Annotated in this window: 20 protein-coding genes; 3 read left to right on the plus strand and 17 right to left on the minus strand. The window is 69.9% G+C overall.

Annotated features, from left to right (window positions below; translation table 11 throughout):
- Positions 1 to 12: 12 nt before the first annotated feature.
- A complete protein-coding gene (locus Q9R19_RS08680) occupies positions 13 to 1236 on the minus strand; it encodes an FAD-binding oxidoreductase (RefSeq protein WP_311255990.1) in 1224 nt (407 codons plus the stop codon).
- A 155-nt stretch (positions 1237 to 1391) separates the two neighbouring features.
- Between Q9R19_RS08680 and Q9R19_RS08685 the strand changes: the two genes are divergently transcribed.
- On the plus strand, positions 1392 to 1892 hold the full coding sequence (locus tag Q9R19_RS08685; protein WP_311255991.1) for an Lrp/AsnC family transcriptional regulator: 501 nt from the start codon (positions 1392 to 1394) through the stop codon (positions 1890 to 1892).
- 217 nt (positions 1893 to 2109) lie between these two features.
- Here Q9R19_RS08685 and Q9R19_RS08690 read toward each other — a convergent pair whose 3' ends face one another.
- From Q9R19_RS08690 to Q9R19_RS08715, 6 genes are all read right to left on the minus strand, one after another.
- Positions 2110 to 2886, minus strand: a complete 777-nt coding sequence (locus Q9R19_RS08690) for a DeoR/GlpR family DNA-binding transcription regulator (protein WP_311255992.1) — start codon at positions 2884 to 2886, stop codon at positions 2110 to 2112.
- Complete coding sequence (locus Q9R19_RS08695) at positions 2883 to 3755, minus strand: class II fructose-bisphosphate aldolase (protein ID WP_311255993.1); 873 nt, start codon at positions 3753 to 3755, stop codon at positions 2883 to 2885. The genes Q9R19_RS08690 and Q9R19_RS08695 overlap by 4 nt, the downstream gene beginning before the upstream one ends.
- Positions 3752 to 4912: a PfkB family carbohydrate kinase gene (locus tag Q9R19_RS08700; protein WP_311255994.1), complete on the minus strand. Its 1161-nt coding sequence runs from the start codon at positions 4910 to 4912 to the stop codon at positions 3752 to 3754. The genes Q9R19_RS08695 and Q9R19_RS08700 overlap by 4 nt, the downstream gene beginning before the upstream one ends.
- 121 nt (positions 4913 to 5033) lie before the next feature.
- Entirely contained in the window at positions 5034 to 6020 is a 987-nt protein-coding gene (locus Q9R19_RS08705) for an ROK family protein (RefSeq protein WP_311255995.1), read from the minus strand.
- Positions 6021 to 6028: 8 nt separating this feature from the next.
- Entirely contained in the window at positions 6029 to 6928 is a 900-nt protein-coding gene (locus Q9R19_RS08710) for an SIS domain-containing protein (RefSeq protein ID WP_311255996.1), read from the minus strand.
- 190 nt (positions 6929 to 7118) lie between these two features.
- Entirely contained in the window at positions 7119 to 7415 is a 297-nt protein-coding gene (locus Q9R19_RS08715) for a chorismate mutase (protein WP_311255997.1), read from the minus strand.
- Between the two features lie 115 nt (positions 7416 to 7530).
- On the opposite strand from Q9R19_RS08715, the gene Q9R19_RS08720 reads away from it, so the two are divergent.
- The gene (locus Q9R19_RS08720) at positions 7531 to 8694 is read left to right on the plus strand and encodes an AI-2E family transporter (RefSeq protein ID WP_311255998.1); all 1164 of its coding nucleotides are present in this window, start codon (positions 7531 to 7533) and stop codon (positions 8692 to 8694) included.
- Between the two features lie 132 nt (positions 8695 to 8826).
- On the opposite strand, the gene Q9R19_RS08725 is transcribed toward Q9R19_RS08720, so the two are convergent.
- From Q9R19_RS08725 to Q9R19_RS08770, 10 genes are all read right to left on the minus strand, one after another.
- Complete coding sequence (locus Q9R19_RS08725; RefSeq protein WP_311255999.1) at positions 8827 to 9744, minus strand: ABC transporter substrate-binding protein; 918 nt, start codon at positions 9742 to 9744, stop codon at positions 8827 to 8829.
- 23 nt (positions 9745 to 9767) lie between these two features.
- Positions 9768 to 10499, minus strand: a complete 732-nt coding sequence (locus tag Q9R19_RS08730; RefSeq protein ID WP_311256000.1) for an ABC transporter permease subunit — start codon at positions 10497 to 10499, stop codon at positions 9768 to 9770.
- On the minus strand, positions 10496 to 11230 hold the full coding sequence (locus Q9R19_RS08735) for an ABC transporter permease (protein WP_311256001.1): 735 nt from the start codon (positions 11228 to 11230) through the stop codon (positions 10496 to 10498). Before Q9R19_RS08735 ends, Q9R19_RS08730 begins: the two co-directional genes overlap by 4 nt.
- Positions 11227 to 12144 carry an ATP-binding cassette domain-containing protein gene (locus tag Q9R19_RS08740; RefSeq protein WP_311256002.1) on the minus strand — a complete coding sequence of 306 codons (918 nt, stop codon included), beginning with the start codon at positions 12142 to 12144 and terminating at the stop codon, positions 11227 to 11229. The genes Q9R19_RS08735 and Q9R19_RS08740 overlap by 4 nt, the downstream gene beginning before the upstream one ends.
- Before the next feature lie 139 nt (positions 12145 to 12283).
- Positions 12284 to 13693, minus strand: a complete 1410-nt coding sequence (locus Q9R19_RS08745; protein ID WP_311256003.1) for an NAD(P)/FAD-dependent oxidoreductase — start codon at positions 13691 to 13693, stop codon at positions 12284 to 12286.
- Positions 13694 to 13873: 180 nt separating this feature from the next.
- Complete coding sequence (locus Q9R19_RS08750) at positions 13874 to 14974, minus strand: beta-propeller fold lactonase family protein (RefSeq protein ID WP_311256004.1); 1101 nt, start codon at positions 14972 to 14974, stop codon at positions 13874 to 13876.
- Between the two features lie 61 nt (positions 14975 to 15035).
- Positions 15036 to 16322, minus strand: coding sequence for an adenylosuccinate synthase (locus tag Q9R19_RS08755; protein ID WP_311256005.1), 1287 nt, complete (start codon positions 16320 to 16322; stop codon positions 15036 to 15038).
- Positions 16323 to 16443: 121 nt separating this feature from the next.
- Positions 16444 to 17430 carry an IS481 family transposase gene (locus tag Q9R19_RS08760; protein WP_311256006.1) on the minus strand — a complete coding sequence of 329 codons (987 nt, stop codon included), beginning with the start codon at positions 17428 to 17430 and terminating at the stop codon, positions 16444 to 16446.
- A 42-nt stretch (positions 17431 to 17472) separates the two neighbouring features.
- Positions 17473 to 18243, minus strand: coding sequence for a MerR family transcriptional regulator (locus Q9R19_RS08765; protein WP_311256007.1), 771 nt, complete (start codon positions 18241 to 18243; stop codon positions 17473 to 17475).
- Between the two features lie 10 nt (positions 18244 to 18253).
- Positions 18254 to 19159 carry a DUF2268 domain-containing putative Zn-dependent protease gene (locus Q9R19_RS08770; protein ID WP_311256008.1) on the minus strand — a complete coding sequence of 302 codons (906 nt, stop codon included), beginning with the start codon at positions 19157 to 19159 and terminating at the stop codon, positions 18254 to 18256.
- Between the two features lie 86 nt (positions 19160 to 19245).
- Here Q9R19_RS08770 and Q9R19_RS08775 point away from each other — a divergent pair, with 86 nt between their 5' ends.
- The gene (locus Q9R19_RS08775; RefSeq protein WP_311256009.1) at positions 19246 to 19968 is read left to right on the plus strand and encodes a Pr6Pr family membrane protein; all 723 of its coding nucleotides are present in this window, start codon (positions 19246 to 19248) and stop codon (positions 19966 to 19968) included.
- Positions 19969 to 19993: the final 25 nt, after the last annotated feature.

Below are 19993 nucleotides of genomic sequence, written 5' to 3' on the forward strand. Positions count from 1 at the left end.
GGCCCGAGCGACTCAGCGCAGCGGGTCGAAGGGCTCGATCGCCGGGTGGATCACACCGGTGGTGATCTGCTCGGCCAGCAGCTTGCCGGTGGCGGGGCCCAGCACGATCCCCCACATGCCGTGACCGCCGGCCACGTACACGTTCGGCGCCTGTGTCGCGCCGACCAGCGGCAGGCCGTCGGGAGTGACCGGGCGCGAACCCATCCACTCGTCCTGGCGGTCGTCGAGGTCGATCCCCTGGAACAGCTCGCGTGCCTGCGCGATGATCGCCTGGATGCGGCGGGGCTGGAACGGCTCGTCGGGCGAGCGGAACTCCATGGTCCCGGCGATGCGGAAGCGCCCCTGATACGGGGTGCACGCGATGCGCTGGAACGGGAAGTACACCGGGTGCTCCTGCGGCTGCGCCGTGGCCACCGTGAAGGAGTAGCCACGGCCGGCCTGCACGCGGGTGCGCACGCCGAGCCTGCGGGCGAGCTTCGGCATCCATGCCCCGGTCGCGATCACGACGGAGTCTGCCTCCATGCGCTCGCCGTTCGAGAGAGTCACGACGGGGCGGCGCGTCGAGGACACGTCGGTGACCTCGAGTCCGGTGATCAGCTCAGCGCCGCGCTCCACGACCGCCCTGCCGAGCGCCTCGACGAAGGGCGCCGGCTCGAAGAAGCGCTGGCCGTCCAGCCGGTAGACGTGGGTCACGGCATCCGAGAGCACCGGCGCGAGCTCACGCGGGTTCTCCAGACGCTCGAACGGCACGTCCTGCCCGTGTCGGATCACGCCCTCCACCTCGTGCAGGAATCCCTTCGAATCGGACTCCTTCTTGAACCCGATCACGAACGGCCCCTCGCGGGTCCACGACTGCACTCCGCCGTCGAGCAGCTCGTCGAAGGCCCCCAGCGCCATCTTGTCGATGGGGGTCAGGGATGCCATGGTGCGGTCCCACGCCCGGTTCGTGCCGTGCGCGGCGAAGCGCGCCAGGAACGACCACAAGCCGGCATCCACCCGGAAGGGCACGTGCAAGGCGGCATCCGGGTCGAGCAGGGCCTTCGGCCCGTAGGTCCACAGCCCGGTGTCGGCGAGCGGGATGGTCTTGCCCGGAGTCAGCCAGCCCGCGTTGCCCCACGACGAGCCGGCCGCGACGCCGACGCGGTCGATGACCGTCACCTCGACGCCGCGCTCCTGCAGGTGCCATGCAGTGGCGAGGCCGACCATTCCGGCCCCTACGACGATCGTGCGCGTCATTGCGTCCTCCTGAACCACGGTGGAGTCGGGCGCGACGAAGCCGCGCTCTCCCCCGATTATGCGGATCTCACGCGTTCAGAGGGCAGGATTCGACGGATTCTGCATAGAATTGGCCGATCACTCGCAGATTCTGCGATCCAAGGGAGGAAGTGCGCATGTCGGCATCCGATTCTTCGACCACCCGCCGCGCGGCGATGGAGGAGGCCGGGCTGGATGCCGTGGACCGCACCATCATCTCCGAGCTCAGCCGCAACGGGCGCCTCTCGAACACCGAGCTCGCCGCACGGGCGGGGATCGCCGAATCGACCTGCCTCAAGCGCGTGCGGGCACTGCAGGCGAACGGCGTGATCGTCGGCTTCCACGCCGAGATCTCGCCCGCCGCGATCGGCCTGCACCTGGAGGCGCTGATCACCATCCGGCTGCACGCGCACGCCCGCGGCGACCTGCGTCGCTTCCAGGCGTACATCGAGGGGCTGTCGGCCACGCAGCGGGTGTACTTCCTCGCCGGCGACCGCGATTTCCTGGTGCACGTGGCGGTGCCGGATGCCGCGGCCCTGCGCGAGCTCGTCTCGGACACCCTCAGCCTGCGCCCCGAGGTCGCGTCCACGTCGACGAGCCTGATCTTCGCGCACGCCGCCGGGTCGCGCGTGCTGTAGCTGGGGATGCCGGGCGTGTCGCGGGTCCGAGATGGCCACCTCACGCACCTTGAGCCCGCCAAGTGGGACCCGCGAGGAGCGCAGACGCACGCCCGGGCGTGTCGCGGGGCCGGAATGACCACCTCACGCACCTTGAGCCCGCCAAGTGGGACCCGCGAAGAGCCCGGACCGCGAAGAGCCCAGAGCCCCGGAGGGCCGGAGCCCGTGTTGCGGGGCGTCAGTGGGCGACGCGGACCTCGAAGCCGGCATACGCCAGTGCGCTGCGCTGCGGCTCGGCGACCGCGGCATCCGTGAGCACCAGCGGGAACAGCTCCGGCCCGCCGACATGCGCGAACGCCGCGCGACCGAGCTTGGCGGCGTCGGCGACGACCACGGCACGCGCCGCGCGCTCGGCCATCAGACGGTTCACCGCGGCCTCGGCCTCGTCGTGCGTGGTCGCTCCGTCGTCCGCCGACAGCCCGTTCACGCCGATGAAGGCGATGTCCAGACGGATGCCCGCCAGCAGCTGCTGCACGAACGGTCCGACCAGCTCGAAGCTGCGCGCGTGGATCACGCCGCCGGTGACGACGACCTTGAACTCGGGACGCATCGCGAGCTGGGCGGCGATGTTCACTGCGTTGGTCACGACGGTCACGCCGTCTGCACCCAGGTCGTCGCGCGCGGCGAGCGCTGCCGCGATGGCCGTGGTCGTCGTGCCGCCGGACAGGCCCACGACGTCGCCGGGCGAGACCAGGGATGCCGCCAGCGCGGCGATCCGCTCCTTCGCCCCCGTGCCCAGGTGGCTGCGGTACCGGATCGGCAGGTCGTAGGCCACCGACTGCGCGACCGCTCCGCCGTGCGTGCGGGTGAGCAGGCGCCGTTCCGCGAGGCTGTCGAGATCGCGCCGGGTGGTGGCGGCGGACGCACCGAAGCGGTCGACGAGCTCCTCGACTGACACCTCGCCCTGCTCGGCCAGCAGATCGAGGATGGCGGTCATGCGGGCGGCGCGGTTCATGACGCCGCGTCCGCGAGGGCGAACAGGCGCAGCATCCGCGCCGCCTCCTGCGCCACGGCCTCCCGACCGGGGGCGACGTACTTGCGCGAGTCGACGAGCTTCTCGTCGGCGGCCAGCGTCTCGCGCACCGCCCGCGTGAAGAAGCCGTTCAGGTGCGTGGAGACGTTGATCTTGGTCATGCCCGCCTGCACCGCGCGCACGATCACGTCGTCGGCGACGCCGGATGATCCGTGCAGCACCAGCGGCACGTCGCCGCCCTGCCGACTCATCCCGCGCAGCGCGGCGCGCAGCCGGCCGATCAGCTCGAGGTCGAGGGATGCCGAGCGGTCGAGCATCGCGTGCGAGGATCCCACCGCCACGGCGAGCGAGTCCACGCCGGTCGCCTCGACGAAGGCGTGCGCCTCGTCCGGGTCGGTGCGCACACCGGGGGCGTGGGCGCCGTCCTTGCCGCCGACCTCGCCGAGCTCGGCCTCGACGTAGACGCCGGCCGCGTGCGCGCGCGCCGTGATGTCGGCGGTCGTGTACACGTTGGTCTCATAGTCGAGCCGACCGCCGTCGTACATGACCGAGCCGAATCCGAGCTCGATCGCCTCGTCGACCAGCTCCGGCCGTTCGGCGTGATCCAGGTGCACGGCCACGGGCGTCGTCGACCGGCGCGCGATGGCGAGCGTCGCCCACCCGATCGGCTCGAGCCCGCCGTGATAGTCGGCGCAGTTCTGCGAGATCTGCAGGATCACCGGCAGCTGCGCCCGTTCGGACGCCGCGACCAGCGCCTCGGCGGTCTCGAGGTGCACCACGTTGAAGGCGCCGAGCCCGGTGCCGGCGGCAGCGGAGGCGCGCATCAGATCACGAGCGGAGACGAGGGTCATCGGGACTCCTTCGGGTCGGCCGGCTCCTGGCCCGTGACGGGGCGGGAGGTGACGGGGCGGGAGGCGACAGGGCGAGAGGTGACGGTCAGCGCGTGCTCGAGGTCGGGCCACGAGGGGTGGATCTCGCCGGCGAGCGGCATGAGCACGGCGGCGGCCGACCAGGCGGTCGCGCGGCGCAGGATCTGCTCGGGGTCGCGGATGCCGGCATCCATCAGCACCGCGCAGGCCGCCACCGCGGCGTCCCCCGCGCCGGTCGGGTTGCCGGCCAGCGGAGCGTCCAGTCGCGCATGCAGGATGCTGAGAGCCGGGCTCTGCGCGGCGGCATCCCGATGCGTTTCCCAACCCGCGGACACGGCCAGCATCCCCTCGGCCCCCAGCGACAGCAGCACCAGCTCCGCGCCGCGGCGCAGCAGCTCGCGCGCGCCGTCGATCGGGTCCTCCAGGCCGGTGGCGTCCTTCAGCTCCTGCTGGTTGGGCTTGAGCACGGATGCTCCGGCATCGGCCGCCACGAGCAGCGCGGGCCCCGAGGTGTCGACGATCACGGTGGCGCCGGCGTCGCGTCCGAGCCGGATCAGCGAAGGCAGCAGCTCGTTCGGGGTTCCCGGCGGAAGGCTGCCCGAGATCACGAGCACGTCGGCGGGCGCCGCGCCCACAGCATCCGCATCCGCACCACCTCGTGACACTTCGGGGGCCGACACGCCAGAAGACGGACGGTTCCCACGAATCGGTCCGACATCTGGCGTGTCGGCCCCCAGAACGTCACGCCTTTCCCCGGCGAGCACCGCCGTCACGGCATCCGTCAGCGCCGTCCACTCATGAGCGGACGGCGCTGTGCCGTACTCGTTCACGATGGTCGTGTCGCCGAGCGCCTCGTCGACCAGTGCGATGCTGCGGCGCGTGCCTGCCGCGACGGGCACCAGGGTGTGCGGCACTCCCGCGGCTGCGAGCTCTGCGGCGAACTCGGCACCGGTCGCTCCGCCCGACGTCGTGACCGCGAGCGCGGCGGCACCCTGCGCGTGCGCGACTCGGGCCACGTTCAGGCCCTTGCCGCCGGCGCGAGCCTGCCCGGCATCCGCTCGATGGGTGCCGCCCACCTGCAGGGCTGCGACGTGCCAGGTCAGGTCGAGGGCCGGATTCGGAGTGACGGTGACGATCATGACGTCACCGCCGGGCGTCCGCGGTGCACCTGCACGACGTGGGAACGGATGCACGACGCAACCGGCGATCCGGCCGTGCAGCTGTTCCCGGGTCGTGCATCCGTGCCCTGAAGCCTCACGTTCATCGCCGCACCGCCTCGCGGGCGCGCAGCGCCGAGCCGAGGATGCCGGCGTTGCCGGACAGCTCTGCGGGCACCAGCACCGGGATGCGATGGAAGCTCAGCCGGTCGGACAGTCTTGCGCGCAGCTCGTCGAACAGGGCGCCGCCGGCACGGGACAGCCCGCCGCCGATGACCACCGCCTGCGGCGCGATCACCGCCGTCAGCTGCGCGATCGACAGGGTCAGCGCGTCCAGCGCCTCGTCCCAGATGCGAGCCGCGGTCCCGTCGCCGGAGGCCGCGCGCGCGATCACCTCGCGCGCACCGTCCACCTGCACGCCCGTGGCCTCGGTGTACCGGCGCGAGATCGCACCGGCCGACGCTCTTGCCTCCAGGCATCCGCGGGCCCCGCACGTGCACGGCCACTCCCCGATGGGCGCGTGGCCGATCTCGCCCGCGTACCCTCCGGCAGTGTGCGGGCGCCCGCCGATCAGCAGCGCACCGGCGATGCCCGTGCCGATGATGAGCACGACGGCGTCGGCGTAGTCGCGTGCACCGCCCAGCACGCGTTCCGCCCAGCTGGCCGAACGCACGTCGTGGCCGAACGCGACGGGCAGGCCGAAGCGCTCCGCGGCGAGGTCCCGCAGCGGCGCATCGCGCCAGCCGAGATTGCTGCTGAACACGGCCACGCCGCGGTCGTCGTCGACGATGCCGGGCACGACCAGGCCGACCGCCTCGGGCACGATCTGCGGATGCTGCTCCCGCAGCTCGTCGGCCAGTTCGGCGAGCCGATCGATCAGGGCGCCGGCCGGGTCGGCGGCGCTCACCGGAGTGGGCGTGCGCCGCAGGCCGACCGCTGCACCGGAGGCATCGAACAGGGCCGACTTGATGTCGGTGCCGCCCACGTCGAAGGCCAGCACGGGTGCACCCGCGCCGATGGTCGCCGCGCGGGTCAGTCGCTCGCCGGAGGCATCGGCGACGACGTCGGGAATGCGGTCGTGCTCGGCCATGTCGGGCCTCAGTCGTCCAGGATGACGGACCGGGTCAGGTTGCGGGGCTGATCCGGGTCGAGCCCCTTCGCGACGGCGCGGTCGAGCGCCACCCGGTGCACGCGCACCAGCTCTGCCAGCGGGTCGATCGAATGCTGCACGAAGCGCGCCCCGGTCGCCTCGACCTGCGACTGCAGGCCCTCGGGCGCGGCGCCGAACTGCCACGTGACGCGGCCCGGCGCGGCGATCGCGATCGGACCGTGACGGTACTCCATCGAGCTGTACGACTCGGTCCACGACTGCGACGATTCGCGCAGCTTCAGCGCGGCCTCGTGCGCGAGACCGAAAGTCCATCCCATGCCGAGGAAGCTGTACTGCTCGGCATCGATGAGAGCCGGGTCGTCGGATGCCTGGCCGTCGAGCACCTGCTGCGCGTCGGCGATCGCGGCATCCAGCGACTCTCCGAGCGAGGCCCGGAACAGCGCGAGCGCGGTGGTGGCGAAGCGGGTCTGCACCACGGACTGCTCGTCGGCGAACGGCATCGCGACGACGGCGTCGGCCAGGTCGGACAGCGGCGAGGTGTCGTCGCCGAGCACGGCGATCACCGGGATGGTGCCCTTCACGCGCTCGGTCAGCTCGAGCACCTCGGTGGTGGTTCCGGAGCGGGTCAGCGCGACGATCGCGTCGTAGTCGCGGCCGAACGGGAACTCGGATGCCGTGAACGCGTCGGTCTCGCCGTGGCCGGACGACTCGCGCAGCGCGGCGTAGGACTGCGCCATGAACCAGGAGGTGCCGCAGCCGACGACGGCGATGCGCGCGCCGGATGCCGGCAGCAGCGCCTGCTCGACGCGCATGTCTGCCGCGCGAGCCCAGGTCTCGGGCTGCGAGGTGAGTTCCGCGCGCATGTGCGCGCCGGTGGCGTTGGTCATGTCCGACTCCCGGATGCAAGTTTATGATTGATCTACGTATGTATCAATCACATTATGGCATCCGGCGGCAGGGTTGTCGAGGCGCTCGAGCGCGAAGCGCAGGAGAACTCTCGAAACACAGGGGCAGATGCTGATCAGCATCCGGCATTCCGTGCGATCTCCTGCGAATCCGGATGCCGTGGTGCCGCGTTCAGCGCCCTTCCGCGGCCTCGGTGTGGTGACGGATGACCTCGGCGACGACGAAGTTGAACCACTTCTCGGCGAACTCCGGATCGAGGTGGGCCTCTTCGGCGAGCGCGCGCAGCCGGGCGACCTGCTGCTCCTCGCGGCCGGGATCGGATGCCGGCATCCGATGGTCAGCCTTCAGATGACCGACCTGCTGCGTGGCGCGGAAGCGCTCGGCGAGCATGAAGATGAGTGCGGCGTCGATGTTGTCGATGCTGGCGCGCAGGCGCAGCAGCTCGGCACGGGCTTCGTCGTCGGACATGATCCTTCGAGGATAGCGGCCGCGCCGGATTCGAATCGCCCGAATGGCGGTATCCGGCGCCGGAATCGAGCAGGTCAAGCGATTCGAAACGCATCCGCGCGCTTAGAGTGAGCGCATGAGCTCCGAAGAGTCCGTGCCCGCCGAGGGCATCGAGAGAGTCGAGACAGTCGAGGGCGTCACGAGCCCCGCTGCGACCCGTGTGATCGAACCCCCCACGCCGAGCCGCTCGTTCTGGACCCGCATCGACCGCCCCTTCGTGTTCGGTTTCCTGATGACGATGGGCGGTCTGGTCGCGGTCCTGCTGGCGATCACCCTGACGAACCTGTCGACGGTGCTGATCTACATCGCCTTCGCGATGTTCGCCGCCCTCGGCCTGGACCCGGCCGTGCGGTTCCTGGAGCGACGCGGACTGTCCCGCGGGCTGAGCGTGCTGGCGGTGATCCTGGGGCTGGTGGTCGTGCTGGCGCTGGTGCTGCTGATGATCGTGCCGGTGGTCGTGGAGCAGATCACGTCGTTCGTGAAGTCGGTGCCCGACCTGATCACCGACTTCATGCACAGCGACGTCTACGCGTTCCTGGAGAAGCAGTTCGGCGACCAGTTCGAGCAGCTCGTCGCCGACGCCCAGAGCTTCCTGACCGACGGGAAGACGTGGCAGGTGATCGGCGGCGGTGCACTGCAGGTGGGCAGCTCGATCGCCACCGGCATCTCGGGGTTCATCGTGGTGCTGGTGCTGACGCTGTACTTCCTCGCCGGCCTGCCCTCGATCAAGACCGCACTGCTGCGCTTCGCCCCCGCCCGCGACCGCGCCGGCGCCCGCGGCATCACCGACCAGATCACCGATTCGGTGGGCGGCTACGTGCAGGGCATGGTGATCCTGGCCTTCGCGAACGCGATCGTCACGCTCGTGCTCTATCTGGCGCTCGGCCTGCCGTTCCCGCCGTTGATGGCGACCGTGGCGTTCCTGATCACGCTGATCCCGCTGGTCGGCTCGGTGCTGTTCTGGGCGATCGGGTCGGTGATCGCGCTGTTCGCCGACCCGCTGCACGCCCTGCTGTTCGCGGTGATCTACCTGGTCTACATGCAGCTGGAAGCGTACTTCCTCACCCCGCGCGTGATGAACAAGGCCGTCTCGGTGCCGGGCCCGCTGGTGGTGATCGGCGCGCTGGCCGGCGGCACCCTGCTCGGACTGCTCGGCGCGCTGGTGGCCGTGCCGGTCACGGCATCCATCCTCATCATCATCAACCAGGTGTGGCTGCCCCGCCAGGACGCCCGGGTCTGAGCGTCCTGCGCACCGCGTCGTTCAGGCGCGCGTGCACGGATGTCGGCTCGGATCACAGATGTCGGACGAGATCGGCCTTTTGGGCTGACATCCGTGATCTCGGCTGACACCTGTGCACGGCGATCACGCGGCTCAGTCGAGCCCCTTCTCCTTGAGCCAGTCGGCGGCGATGTCCTCGGCCGAGGCCTGGTCCACCGTGGACTTCACGTTCATGGCGACCAGATCGTCGGCGCTCAGCGCCTTGCTGACCGGGTCGATCACCTTCGCGATCTCGTCGGCGATGTCACTGGATGCGATGGGCACGACGTTCGAGGCGAGGATCATGTTCTCCGGGTCCTTGAGTGCCACGATGTCCTCGGTCTGGAACGCGGGGTCGGCTGTGTAGATGTCCGCGACCTGCACCTGACCGGCCAGCAGCGACTCGAGCGTGCTCTGCGCTGTCGCCGAGAAGCCCAGGTCGACGCCGTAGATCTCCTTGGCGCCTGTCGGCCCGTAGGGACGCTGCTCGAGCTCGGGCGCACCGCCGAGCACGGGCTTCGTGCTCAGCTTCGACAGGTCGGCGATCGACTCGAGTCCGTTCTGCTGCGCGAACTCCTTGGTCACGGTGTAGGTGTCCTGGTCGCTCGCCTCGGCGTAGTCGAGCGCCTGCAGGCCGTCGGGCAGCGCCTTCTGCAGCGCGGCGTAGACATCGTCGGGGCTGGTGGCGGTGGCGTCCTGGTCGAGGTACTCGAGCAGGTTGCCGGTGTACTCCGGGAACAGGCTGATCCGGCCGGACTCCACGTCGGGCATGTAGGCGTCGCGCTGACCGACGTTGAACTTGCGCTCGACCGTGAACCCGGCGTTCTCGAGCGCCTCGGCGTAGATCTCGGCGATGATCTCGTTGGAGTAGTACGCCTGCGAGCCGACGACGATCGTGTCGCCGCCCTTGTCGCCGGAGTCGCCGGAGGGCTCGTCGAGCGGGTTGCTGCTGCCGCATCCGGCGAGAGCCAGCGTCGCGGCGAGCGCGACGCCGGTGACGGCGGCGAGTCGGGAGGTGCGTGCGGTGATCATGATGTGCCTCTCTCTGGAGTGGTTCATACGGCGACGGATGCCGAGCGCCGGGTGGCCCGTCGCTCGGCGCGGGCGGAAGTGGGTTGCGAGGAGCGGATGCCGGTGGGCACGACGACCCGTTGCAGCAGAGCCAGCAGCAGATCGACCGCGAGGGCGAGCACGGCGACCAGAAGCGCCCCGGCGAGCACCTGGTCGATGCGACGCAGCGGGATGCCCTGGATGATCGGCCAGCCGAGCCCCCCGAGGTTCACGTAGGCGCCGATCGTTACCGTGGCGATCACCTGCAGGACGGCGGAGCGGATGCCTCCGACCAGCAGCGGCATGCCCAACGGCAGCTCGACCTTGGTGAAGATCTGCCATTCGGTCATGCCCACCGCGCGCGCCGCGTCGACGGTGCGGCGGTCGATGGCCTCGAACCCGGTGTACGCACCGGCGAGCAGCGAGGGTATCGCCAGCAGCACGAAGGTGACCACGGCGGCCAGCGGTGTGCGCAGCACGCCCAGCAGCAGCACCAGCAGCACCAGCAGTCCGAACGAGGGCACGGCGCGCGCAGCACCGGAGATGGCCACAGCGATCTCCCGGCCCTTTCCGGTGTGACCGATCAGCCAGCCGGCGGGCAGCGCGATGACGGCGGCGACCACCATCGAGACCGCCGTGTACATCAGATGCTGGCCCAGCAGCGCCGGCAGCGCGTACTGCCCCTGCCACTGCGCCGGATCCAGCAGCCAGGCGATCGCATCGGCGAAGAGGTTCATGCGGCGGCCCTCGTGGATGCGCGGGGGCGACGCTTCGACACGCTCAGCGACGCGTCGCCCGAGCCACGCCCGGATGCTGAGCGCGCGAGGCGAGGCGAAGGGCGGGTCCACGGCATCAGCATCCGCCCCAGCAGCACCAGCAGCCCGTCGATGATCAGTGCGATCACGACCACCGCGACCACGCCCGCCAGCACCTCGGCGATGATGCGACGCTGCAGGCCGTTGGTGAACAGGTAGCCCAGATTCTCGGGCGCGCCCACCAGGATGCCGACGGTGGCCAGCGCGATCGTGCTGACCGCCGCCACCCGCAGCCCCGCCAGGATGACCGGCCCCGCCAGGGGGAGCTCGACGGCGAAGAAGCGACGCGGCGCGGCGTAGCCCATCGCCGTCGCGGCCTGCCGCACGTCGGGGTCGACCGAGTCGAGACCGTCGGCCACCGCGCGCACGAGGATCGCGATCGCGTAGATGGTCAGCGCCACCACGAGATTCGGCTCGCTGGTGGTGGAGATCCCGAGGATCGAAGGCAGCAGGATCAGCAGCGCCAGCGAGGGGATCGTGTACAGCAGGCCGGTGAGCACGATGACCGGACCGCGCACCAGGCGGTATCGCCAGGCCACCCAGCCCAGCGGCACGGAGAGGATCAGGCCGAGCACGATCGGGATCGCGCTCTGCCGCAGGTGCGTCAGCGTGAGCGTGAGGATGAGCTCCAGGTTGTCGCCGACCCAGGTCACGCGGAGTCCTCCGCGGGATGGGCGCGCTTCACTTCGACTCGCCGGCGCTCGCTCAGTACAGGCGCCGGGCTCAGCGAGCCGTCGGCCTCCGAGGCAGGATCGGCTTCACGGAGCACGCCCTGCGTGCGCCCCTCCGAGTCGACCACCACCGTGCCGCGAGCGGTCTGCTTGAGCGACAGCGCGCGCCGACCCCGCTCGGCGCCGATGAACGCCTCGACGAAGGCGTCCGCCGGGTTCTCGATGATCTCGCTGGGGCTGCCCACCTGCACGACCCGCGCGCCCTTGTCGAGGATCACCACCTGATCGCCGAGCAGGAACGCCTCGTCGATGTCGTGCGTGACGAACACCACGGTCTTGTCGAGCTCGTGCTGCAGGCGGATGAGCTCCTGCTGCAGATCGGCCCGCACGATCGGATCGACCGCGCCGAAGGGCTCGTCCATCAGCAGGATGTTCGGGTCGGCGGCGAGTCCGCGGGCCACGCCGACGCGCTGCTGCTGGCCGCCGGACAGCTGGCCCGGATAGCGGTCGGCGAGCTCGGCATCCAGTCCCACCGTGCTCAGCAGCTCCCGCGCCCGGCCATGCGCCTCGGCGCGGCCGGCGCCGTTCAGCCGCAGCACGGTGGCGACGTTGTCGAGCACGGTGAAGTGCGGCATCAGCCCGGAGTTCTGCATGACGTAGCCGATGCTGCGGCGCAACTGCACGGGGTCGCGGTCGTGCACGCTCTCGTCGTCGATCGCGATCGTTCCGCCGGTCGGCTCGACCATGCGGTTGATCATCCGCAGCAGGGTGGTCTTCCCGCATCCGGACGACCCGACGAAGACCGTGGTCTTTCGCGATGGCAGCACCAGGCTGAAATCGTCGACCGCGAGGGTCCCGTCGGGGAACCGCTTCGATACCGAGGTGAATTCGATCATCGATTCGCGGCCCCTTGGGTCGCGGTGGACGGTGTTCCTGCGAGTACAGCTCTCATGCACGTACCTCCTGGCGTCTCTTAGAGCGTAGGGGAACCCTCCGACGCTGCGGGCGGTTCCACTGGCTTTTCGGAGCAGCGGGTCAAGCGGATTGCCGTCCGTACCGCTCCAGCAGCCGCAGCCAGATCTCGCTCATGGTCGGGTAGGCCGGCACCGCGTGCCACAGCCGGCTGATCGGCACCTCGCCGACGACGGCGATGGTCGCCGCCTGCAGCATCTCGGCGACATCCGCACCGACGAAGGTGACGCCCAGCAGCACCTCGCGCTCGGCATCCACGACCATGCGCGCCCGACCGGCGTACCCGTCCGCATGCAGGCTCGCTCCGGCGACTGCGCCGAGGTCGTGGTCGACCACCTCGACCTCGTGACCGGCCGCACGCGCGGCATCCGCTGTGAGACCGACCGATGCCACCTCCGGCTCGGAGAACACCACCTGGGGCACGGCGGCATGGTCGGCCGTGGCGACGTGCCGGCCCCACGGCTGGTCGGCGATCACCTCGTCGCGCGAGCGCGCCGCGATCACGTCGCCCGCCGCGCGCGCCTGGTACTTGCCCTGGTGCGTGAGGGGCGCGCGGTCGTTCACGTCGCCGACCGCGTACAGCCAGTCGACGCCGGGCACGCGCAGGGTGTCATCCACCTCGATCGGCTTCCCGGGCTCCAGGCCGACCGTGTCGAGTCCGATATCGCCGCTGCGAGGTCTGCGCCCGGTGGCGACCAGCACCTCGGATGCCGTGATCCGCTCCCCGTCGCCGACGGTGAGCACCACCTGCTCACCATCCCGGCGCACGGCCGTCGTCGGCGTGTTCAGGCGCACGTCCACCCCCAGGCCGCGCAGGCCATCGGCGACGCGTTCGCCGGCGAACGGCTCCATACCGCCCAGGAGCCCGCTTCGGGAGATCAGCGTCACCGCCGACCCCAGGCCCGCATAGGCGGTGGCCATCTCGACGCCCACCACCCCGCCGCCGATGATCGCGAGCGACTCCGGCACGTGCTCGGCCGAGGTCGCCTCGCGGCTCGTCCAGGGCGCGGCGTCGGCCAGACCAGGGATGCCGGGGATGACGGCATCCGAGCCGGTGGCGATCGCGACCGCCTGGCGGGCGCGCAGCATCCGCTCGCCGTCGTCGGTGGTGACGGTCACCTCGCGGTCGCCGCTGAGGCGGCCGTGCCCGCGCACCAGATCGATCCCGGCACCGCGCAGCCAGTCGACCTGGCCGCCATCGGACCAGTGCGAGGTGAACGAATCACGCCGGGCGAGCACGTCCGCGGGCAGCAGCTCGCCGCCGGTGACGCCCTTCACGTGCTGCGCGGCACGCAGCGCCTGAGCCGGCCGCAGCAGTGCCTTCGAGGGCATGCACGCCCAGTACGAGCACTCGCCGCCGACCAGCTCGCTCTCCACGATCACGGCGGTCAGCCCGCTCTGCACGGCTCTGTCGGCCACGTTCTCGCCGACCGGCCCGCCGCCCAGCACGATCAGGTCGTATTCGTCGCTCATGCATCCAGTCTTGCGCGGCATCCGTCCCGTGTCACCGGGCCAGATGGAAAACGTCGGCGCGAGGGCCCCGGAACCCGCGCTTTCCATCCACCACAGCCCGGGCCAGATGGAAAACGTCGGCGCGAGGGCGCCGGAACCGACGTTCTGCATCTCGCCGGCGCGCGAGCGGGTGCCGCTGATTCAGCGCGCGGGCAGAATCGCCGTCGGCGTGGGGGCGGGTGTAGTGTGCCGCTCCTCGCGCGGAGCGCCGGTGCGCTCATCGAGGTCGATCGCGCTGATCGTGCTCGAGCGCTGTCCGGCCACCAGCAGCACTCCCTCGTGCACGAGGTGGTGGCGCGGCCAGTCCACACCCGAGTCGGCGAGCGCGAACGGCTCGACGGATTCGCCGCCGCCCTTCACGCGCAGCGCCGAGATCGTGCTGCTGCCGCGCAGCGCGGTGTAGAGCGTGCCGCCATCCCGCGAGACGGCCAGTTCGGCGGGGAAGTCGAAACCCACGCGCGCGATCGGCGAAGCGGTGGTCGCGGATACCAGTCCCCACCGGCCGTCGCGGGCGGATGCCAGGGTGAACACCTCGCAGGAGTACTCGGTGACCACGTGCAGGTGTCCGCTGGGGTGCAGCACCATGTGCCTGGGGCCGGTGCCGCGCGGCAGCACGACCTCGTGGTCGGGAGCCAGACCGGCACCGGAGGGTCGCCAGATCCGCACCAGGTCGAAGCCCAGGTCGGTGGTGGCGATGCGCCCGTCCGGCAGGAACGTCGCGGCATGCGCGTGCGAGACCCGCGGCTGCTCGCCGAACGGCGTCGGATACGGGTCTTTCGCCGGATGCGAATCGAGAGTGTCGCGAACATCCGGTTCGCCGAACAGCGCGGCGCGAAGAGCCGCCGCCTTGTCGGGCCCGCCCGGCACGATGGCGCCGTCGTCGCCCAGTCCGTACCGGATGACGCGTCCGTCGCCGTAGCAGCTGGCGATCAGCATCCGCCCGTCCCGCGAGACCGCCAGGTGGCAGACGTACCTCCCGGCATCGACGGCCGGCCCGAGCGGCCGCAATGCCGTCTCGCCCGACCGCGCGAATGCCTGCACGGCCCCTTCGCCCTCCAGCGCCGCGTAGACGACGTCGAGGGTCGGATGCCGCACCAGCCACGACGGCGATGCCACGGCGGCCGCCGTGCCGCGATAGCGCAGCGAGGAGGGCCCCGCCCCGTCATCCACCGAGAGGAAGCCGATGCCCTCGGCATCCCCCTCCATGTCGTCGCCGTACCCGCCGACCCAGAACCGCGTCATGCTGCTCCCTCCACGAATACCCGCCTGACCGCGCCGATGCCCGCCTCGGGGCGCGTGCGGGTCAGTCGACCAGATCGTGGCGGACGATGACCTGCTCGCGCTCGGGGCCGACGCCGATCACCGAGATGCGGGTGTTGCTCATCCGCTCCAGGGTGAGCACGTAGTCCTGCGCGGTCTGCGGCAGGTCCTCGAACGTGCGCGCGGTCGAGATGTCCTCGGTCCAGCCGGGGAAGTACTCGTAGATGGGCTTGGCGTGGTGGAAGTCGGTCTGGTTGACCGGCACGTCGTCGAAGCGCACGCCGTCGACGTCGTACGCCACGCACACCGGGATCTGCTCCAGCCCCGTGAGCACGTCGAGCTTGGTGAGCACCAGGTCGGTGATGCCGTTCACCCGGGTCGCGTAGCGGGTGATGGGCGCGTCGTACCAGCCGGTGCGGCGCAGGCGTCCGGTGGTGGTGCCGTATTCGAAGCCGGTCTTGCGCAGCCACTCGCCCATCTCGTCGAGCAGCTCGGTGGGGAAGGGTCCGGAGCCGACGCGGGTCGTGTACGCCTTCACGATGCCGACGATGCGGTCGAGACGGTTCGGCCCCACACCCGACCCGGCTGCCGCGCCGGCCGCGGTCGCGGTGGAGGAGGTGACGAAGGGGTAGGTGCCGTGGTCGATGTCGAGCATGGTGGCCTGGCCGCCCTCGAACACCACGACCTCGCCGCGCTCGAGCGCCTCGTCGACCAGGTGTCCGGTGTCGGCGACCATCGGTCGCAGCCGCTCGGCGTAGGAGAGCAGTTCGTCGACGATCTCGTCGCAGGTGATCGCGCGCCGATTGAAGACCTTCACCAGCAGGTGGTTCTTCTGGTCGAGCGCGCCCTCCACCTTCTGGCGAAGGATGTTCTCGTCGAACAGGTCCTGCACGCGGATGCCGACGCGGTTGATCTTGTCGGCGTACGCGGGACCGATGCCGCGGCCGGTGGTGCCGATGTTGCGCTTGCCGAGGAAGCGCTCGGTGACCTTGTCGAGCGTGCGGTGGTACTGGGTGATGATGTGGGCGTTCGCGCTGACCTTGAGCTGGGACACGTCGACGCCGCGAGCGGAGAGCGCCTCGAGCTCCTGGAACAGCACCTCGAGATCGACCACGACGCCGTTGCCGATCACCGGGGTGACGCCGGGAGTGAGGATGCCGGAGGGCAGCAGGTGCAGCGCGTACTTCTCGTCGCCGACGACGACCGTGTGCCCGGCGTTGTTGCCGCCGTTGAACTTGACGACCCAGTCGGTGCGCTCGCCGAGCAGGTCTGTCGCCTTGCCCTTGCCCTCATCGCCCCACTGGACGCCGACGATCACGATTCCTGGCATGGGTGTACCCCCTGGTACTGCACGCTGTTCGCCGGGTTTGCACCGGCAGATGAGCTGGCCCGAACGGGCGAGCACAGTCTATCGGAGGGCCGAAAACCTCGGCGGGAGCGGGAACTGATCGCTAGATGTACTGCTCGGGGACGTTAGTCAATCGCGTGAAAGGCGGCCGGTTACCGCAGGCCGTGTGGGGCCGGTGCTGGTTGTAGTAATGCAGCCAGCCGTCAAGCTCGCCACGGCGTTCGGCCTCGGAGGTGTAGCACCGGGCGTAGGCCCAGCCGTCGGCCAGGGTGCGGTGGAAGCGTTCGATTTTCCCGTTGGTCTGTGGACGATACGGGCGGGTCCGCTTGTGCGTGATCCCGAGCTCTGCGCAGGTGTCTCTCCATAGGTGTGAGCGGTAGGCGCCGCCGTTGTCGGACAGGACGCGTTCGACAGTGACGCCGCGGGCGTTGAACCACTCGACGGCCCGCACCAGGACCGCGATGGCGGTGATCGCGGTTTCGTCGTCGTGGATCTCGGCGTAGGCGACGCGGGAGTGGTCGTCGATGACGGTGTGGACGTAGGCCTTGCCCATCAACGGTTCGTAGTGCTTGTTCCTGGGCTTGCCAGGTGTGGCCGCCCGGTTCTTCTCTCCTTGTCGGCGGCCGACGTAGCGCCAGCCTCCGCCGTCGGGGACGTTGCCGAGCGTCTTCACGTCAACGTGGAGCATCGCGCCGGGATGGTCGTGCTCGTAGCGTCGGACGGGTTCGCCCGTGGCGCGGTCGACGTGCGAGAGCCGGTTCAGGTGCGCGTCGGTCAGGATCCGATGGACCGTCGACGGTGCGATTCCGAGTCCACACGCGAGTTGCACTGGTCCTTCGCGGAGGCGGAGACGGAGCTGGACACAGCGCTTGGTCGTCTTCGCGTTGGTCTTGTTGGGCGAGTGGTGCGGACGGGAGGAGCGGTCCTGCATCGACTCGCCGACGCGGTAGCGGTCAGCCCAGCGCTTCACGGTCGGCCACGAGACCTGGAATCGAGCGGCGACCTCGCTGATCGGCCAGCCCTCGTCCACGACGAGACGACCAACGATCAGGCGGTGGCGTGGGGTGAGCGCGGCGTTGGCATGCGACATGGCATTCCCTTCGGGTGCGGCCACCATCCCGAAGGGCGCTGATCAGAGGTTTTGGGCGTAGTGGCGCAATGCATGGGCGGCAAAGTCTGCGGCTGCGGCTCCGCCGAACGCGGGGTGGAAGTCTGGGTTGGTGGCGTAGAGGTTGGCCATGCCGGTGAGCATGGCGCGGGTCTTGTTGAGGTCACCGGCGTTCTGTGGTGTGCCCGGGATCTGGGCGAACCACGAGTCATGGGTGGCTGCGTGTTGTTGGGCCTGGTCGCTGGACGGGGAGACACCGGATTGGTGGAGCTCGCCCCAGCCGGCCAGCAGTTGTTCAGCATCGGCTTGGAATTGGCGTTGCTGGGTGAGGTTCTTGGCGTGCCACCACCGATTGGATTGCTCGAACACGTCGCGGCCCCACTGCTCGGTGACCTCGGCCTCGTACCGGTCATTGAAGCCTTCGAGCATCATGTCCATCCGCGGCTGTAGGCCTTCGCGTCGCATCTGGAGCGTGTGTTCGACCGAGACGATTCGCCGCTCCAAGGCGTCTCGCTCGTGCTCGAGGTGTGCCAGGTGCTCCTCGAGTGCGGTGATCTCGTCGGCTGGGTTCGCGTCGGTCGACAGTGCCTCGCTGATGGCAGCCAAGCTCAGCCCCGCTTCACGCAGGAGCAGGATCCGTTGCAGGCGTGCCACCGCGGTGGGGCCGTAGTAGCGGTAGCCGTTCGCGCCGATCCGATCCGGAGTCAGCAGCTCGATCTGGTGGTAATGCCGCAGCGTCCGGCCGCTCACACCAGCACGGTCAGCGAGTTCCTGGACAGTCCACTCCACGAGCACGGCCCTCCTATCAGCGAGTTGGCATTTCCAGACCCAACTGTGGCAGGGCCACCGCCAAGATCTCGGCGGCCGGCGTGGCCACCGCCGAGGCTGCCGACTGCCCAGTGGCATCCAGGTAGGCCGTGGCGATCCGGCTTCCCGCTGCGTAACCAGCCCCGGTGGGAACTCCGACTGGTGTCGCGCCGAACAGGCGAGCGCTCGCGTCGCCCAACACCCACGCCGCGAAGTCCTGCATTCCGGTCACGTCGAGCCCCTCACTGACGCGGCGCAGCACGGCTTCGCTGGTGCGGGTCTCCTGGCTGACGAAGTGTGTGAAGCCCTGCTGGCCCACAAGGTCCACCGCGAAGAGGTCCGCGAGGCCTTCGGCGACCACATGTTCGCCGACGGTGACCGTCTGTGGATTCCAGACCACACCGCCGGGCGAGTAGCGCACGTTGTGGTGCAGCTCGTGCAGGGCAATGCCTTCCAGGCGATCCAGCACCTCGTCGGTCGGCCAGATCGTGATGGCGATGTAGCCGCTGATCCCGCCGAAGGCCGACAGGCCGCGGATCTCATTCGTGAAGTGCTTGTTCGTGGGGTCGCCGAGCACGAGCAGCACGGTGAGATCGGGCAGCGTCAGTGTCGGATTCTCCGAGCCCAGATTTCGTAGCCCCGTGTCGAGCGCTCGCTCGATACGGCCCCACGCATCGGCTCGCTCCAAGGTGTCGATTGCACCCAGGATCGCTTCCTTCGCGGCATCGGATCCGAACCCGAAGTTCTGGGCGTGGACTTCGGCCAAGTCCGGCCCACCGGGGATGAAGAAGTACATCCCAGCCATCGGCTGCCAGAGTCTGCGAGCTGCATTCTGCCAGTCCTCCGGAGGGCTGCTCACCATCGCCCGCATCCGGGCTGCACTGTCGATCATCGTCACCGTCATGCCAGCGATGCTAAACATTGACGTTGCGTCAAGGTCAACCCCGACGGTCAATCAACGTCCCCGGTCAGTGCAGCTAGAGTTCGCTCATGAGAAGCGTATGGCCGTTCGCGCGCATCGCGGCATCCGCTCTGGGATTCGCGGCGATCGCGGCCCAGCTGGCACTCACGCTGAGCATCGCGCTGCAGGCGACCACCGAATGGGGCGCGCATCTGCCGACGGTAGGCGTCAACTTCTTCAGCTTCTTCACGATCCTGTCGAACCTGAGCGCTGCGGTTGCGCTCGCCATTGCGGCGATCTGGGCGTGGGCGGCAGGGAGGGATGCCAAGGCCGAGCCGCGCTGGCTGGCGGTGCTGCTCGCTTGCGTGACGACGTACATGATCACGACCGGCATCGTCTACAACCTGCTGCTGCGGGGCATCGAGTTGCCGCAGGGGTCGACGGTGCCGTGGTCGAACGAGGTGCTGCACGTCGTGTTCCCGCTGTTCCTGCTGGCTGACGCCCTGTTCGCGCCGCTGCGACGCGCCCTGTCGTGGCGGACGCTCGGCACGATCGCCGCGTTCCCGATCGCCTGGGCGGTGTACACGCTGGTGCGCGCGAACCTGGTGGTCGCTCCGGCCACCGGAGCCGACTACTGGTATCCGTACCCGTTCCTGGATCCGCACCTCACCCCGGGCGGGTACCTCGGAGTGGCCGGATACATCGTCGGCATCGCCGCGGCGATCGTGTGCGTGGGCGCGGGACTGATCTGGCTGGCGCGCCGACGCGCGGCATCCTCCGCGGCATCCGGGCGAAGATCCGCTCCGGCCTGATCCCGTGACTTCCGCGTCTGCGGGA

Source organism: Microbacterium sp. ARD32, from assembly GCF_031844385.1.
Lineage (GTDB): Bacteria > Actinomycetota > Actinomycetes > Actinomycetales > Microbacteriaceae > Microbacterium.

Bases quoted from the DNA above. Each gene is read 5' to 3' on its own strand.
- Q9R19_RS08690 (WP_311255992.1), bottom strand. From the start codon at position 2,886: ATGAACCGCGCCGCCCGCATGACCGCCATCCTCGATCTGCTGGCCGAG.
- Q9R19_RS08730 (WP_311256000.1), bottom strand. From the start codon at position 10,499: ATGAACCTCTTCGCCGATGCGATCGCCTGGCTGCTGGATCCGGCGCAG.
- Q9R19_RS08755 (WP_311256005.1), bottom strand. From the start codon at position 16,322: ATGCCAGGAATCGTGATCGTCGGCGTCCAGTGGGGCGATGAGGGCAAG.
- Q9R19_RS08685 (WP_311255991.1), top strand. From the start codon at position 1,392: ATGTCGGCATCCGATTCTTCGACCACCCGCCGCGCGGCGATGGAGGAG.
- Q9R19_RS08775 (WP_311256009.1), top strand. From the start codon at position 19,246: ATGAGAAGCGTATGGCCGTTCGCGCGCATCGCGGCATCCGCTCTGGGA.
- Q9R19_RS08715 (WP_311255997.1), bottom strand. From the start codon at position 7,415: ATGTCCGACGACGAAGCCCGTGCCGAGCTGCTGCGCCTGCGCGCCAGC.
- Q9R19_RS08725 (WP_311255999.1), bottom strand. From the start codon at position 9,744: ATGATCACCGCACGCACCTCCCGACTCGCCGCCGTCACCGGCGTCGCG.
- Q9R19_RS08760 (WP_311256006.1), bottom strand. From the start codon at position 17,430: ATGTCGCATGCCAACGCCGCGCTCACCCCACGCCACCGCCTGATCGTT.
- Q9R19_RS08770 (WP_311256008.1), bottom strand. From the start codon at position 19,159: ATGACGGTGACGATGATCGACAGTGCAGCCCGGATGCGGGCGATGGTG.
- Q9R19_RS08750 (WP_311256004.1), bottom strand. From the start codon at position 14,974: ATGACGCGGTTCTGGGTCGGCGGGTACGGCGACGACATGGAGGGGGAT.
- Q9R19_RS08740 (WP_311256002.1), bottom strand. From the start codon at position 12,144: ATGATCGAATTCACCTCGGTATCGAAGCGGTTCCCCGACGGGACCCTC.
- Q9R19_RS08695 (WP_311255993.1), bottom strand. From the start codon at position 3,755: ATGACCCTCGTCTCCGCTCGTGATCTGATGCGCGCCTCCGCTGCCGCC.
- Q9R19_RS08745 (WP_311256003.1), bottom strand. From the start codon at position 13,693: ATGAGCGACGAATACGACCTGATCGTGCTGGGCGGCGGGCCGGTCGGC.
- Q9R19_RS08700 (WP_311255994.1), bottom strand. From the start codon at position 4,912: ATGATCGTCACCGTCACTCCGAATCCGGCCCTCGACCTGACCTGGCAC.
- Q9R19_RS08720 (WP_311255998.1), top strand. From the start codon at position 7,531: ATGAGCTCCGAAGAGTCCGTGCCCGCCGAGGGCATCGAGAGAGTCGAG.
- Q9R19_RS08680 (WP_311255990.1), bottom strand. From the start codon at position 1,236: ATGACGCGCACGATCGTCGTAGGGGCCGGAATGGTCGGCCTCGCCACT.
- Q9R19_RS08710 (WP_311255996.1), bottom strand. From the start codon at position 6,928: ATGACCAACGCCACCGGCGCGCACATGCGCGCGGAACTCACCTCGCAG.
- Q9R19_RS08705 (WP_311255995.1), bottom strand. From the start codon at position 6,020: ATGGCCGAGCACGACCGCATTCCCGACGTCGTCGCCGATGCCTCCGGC.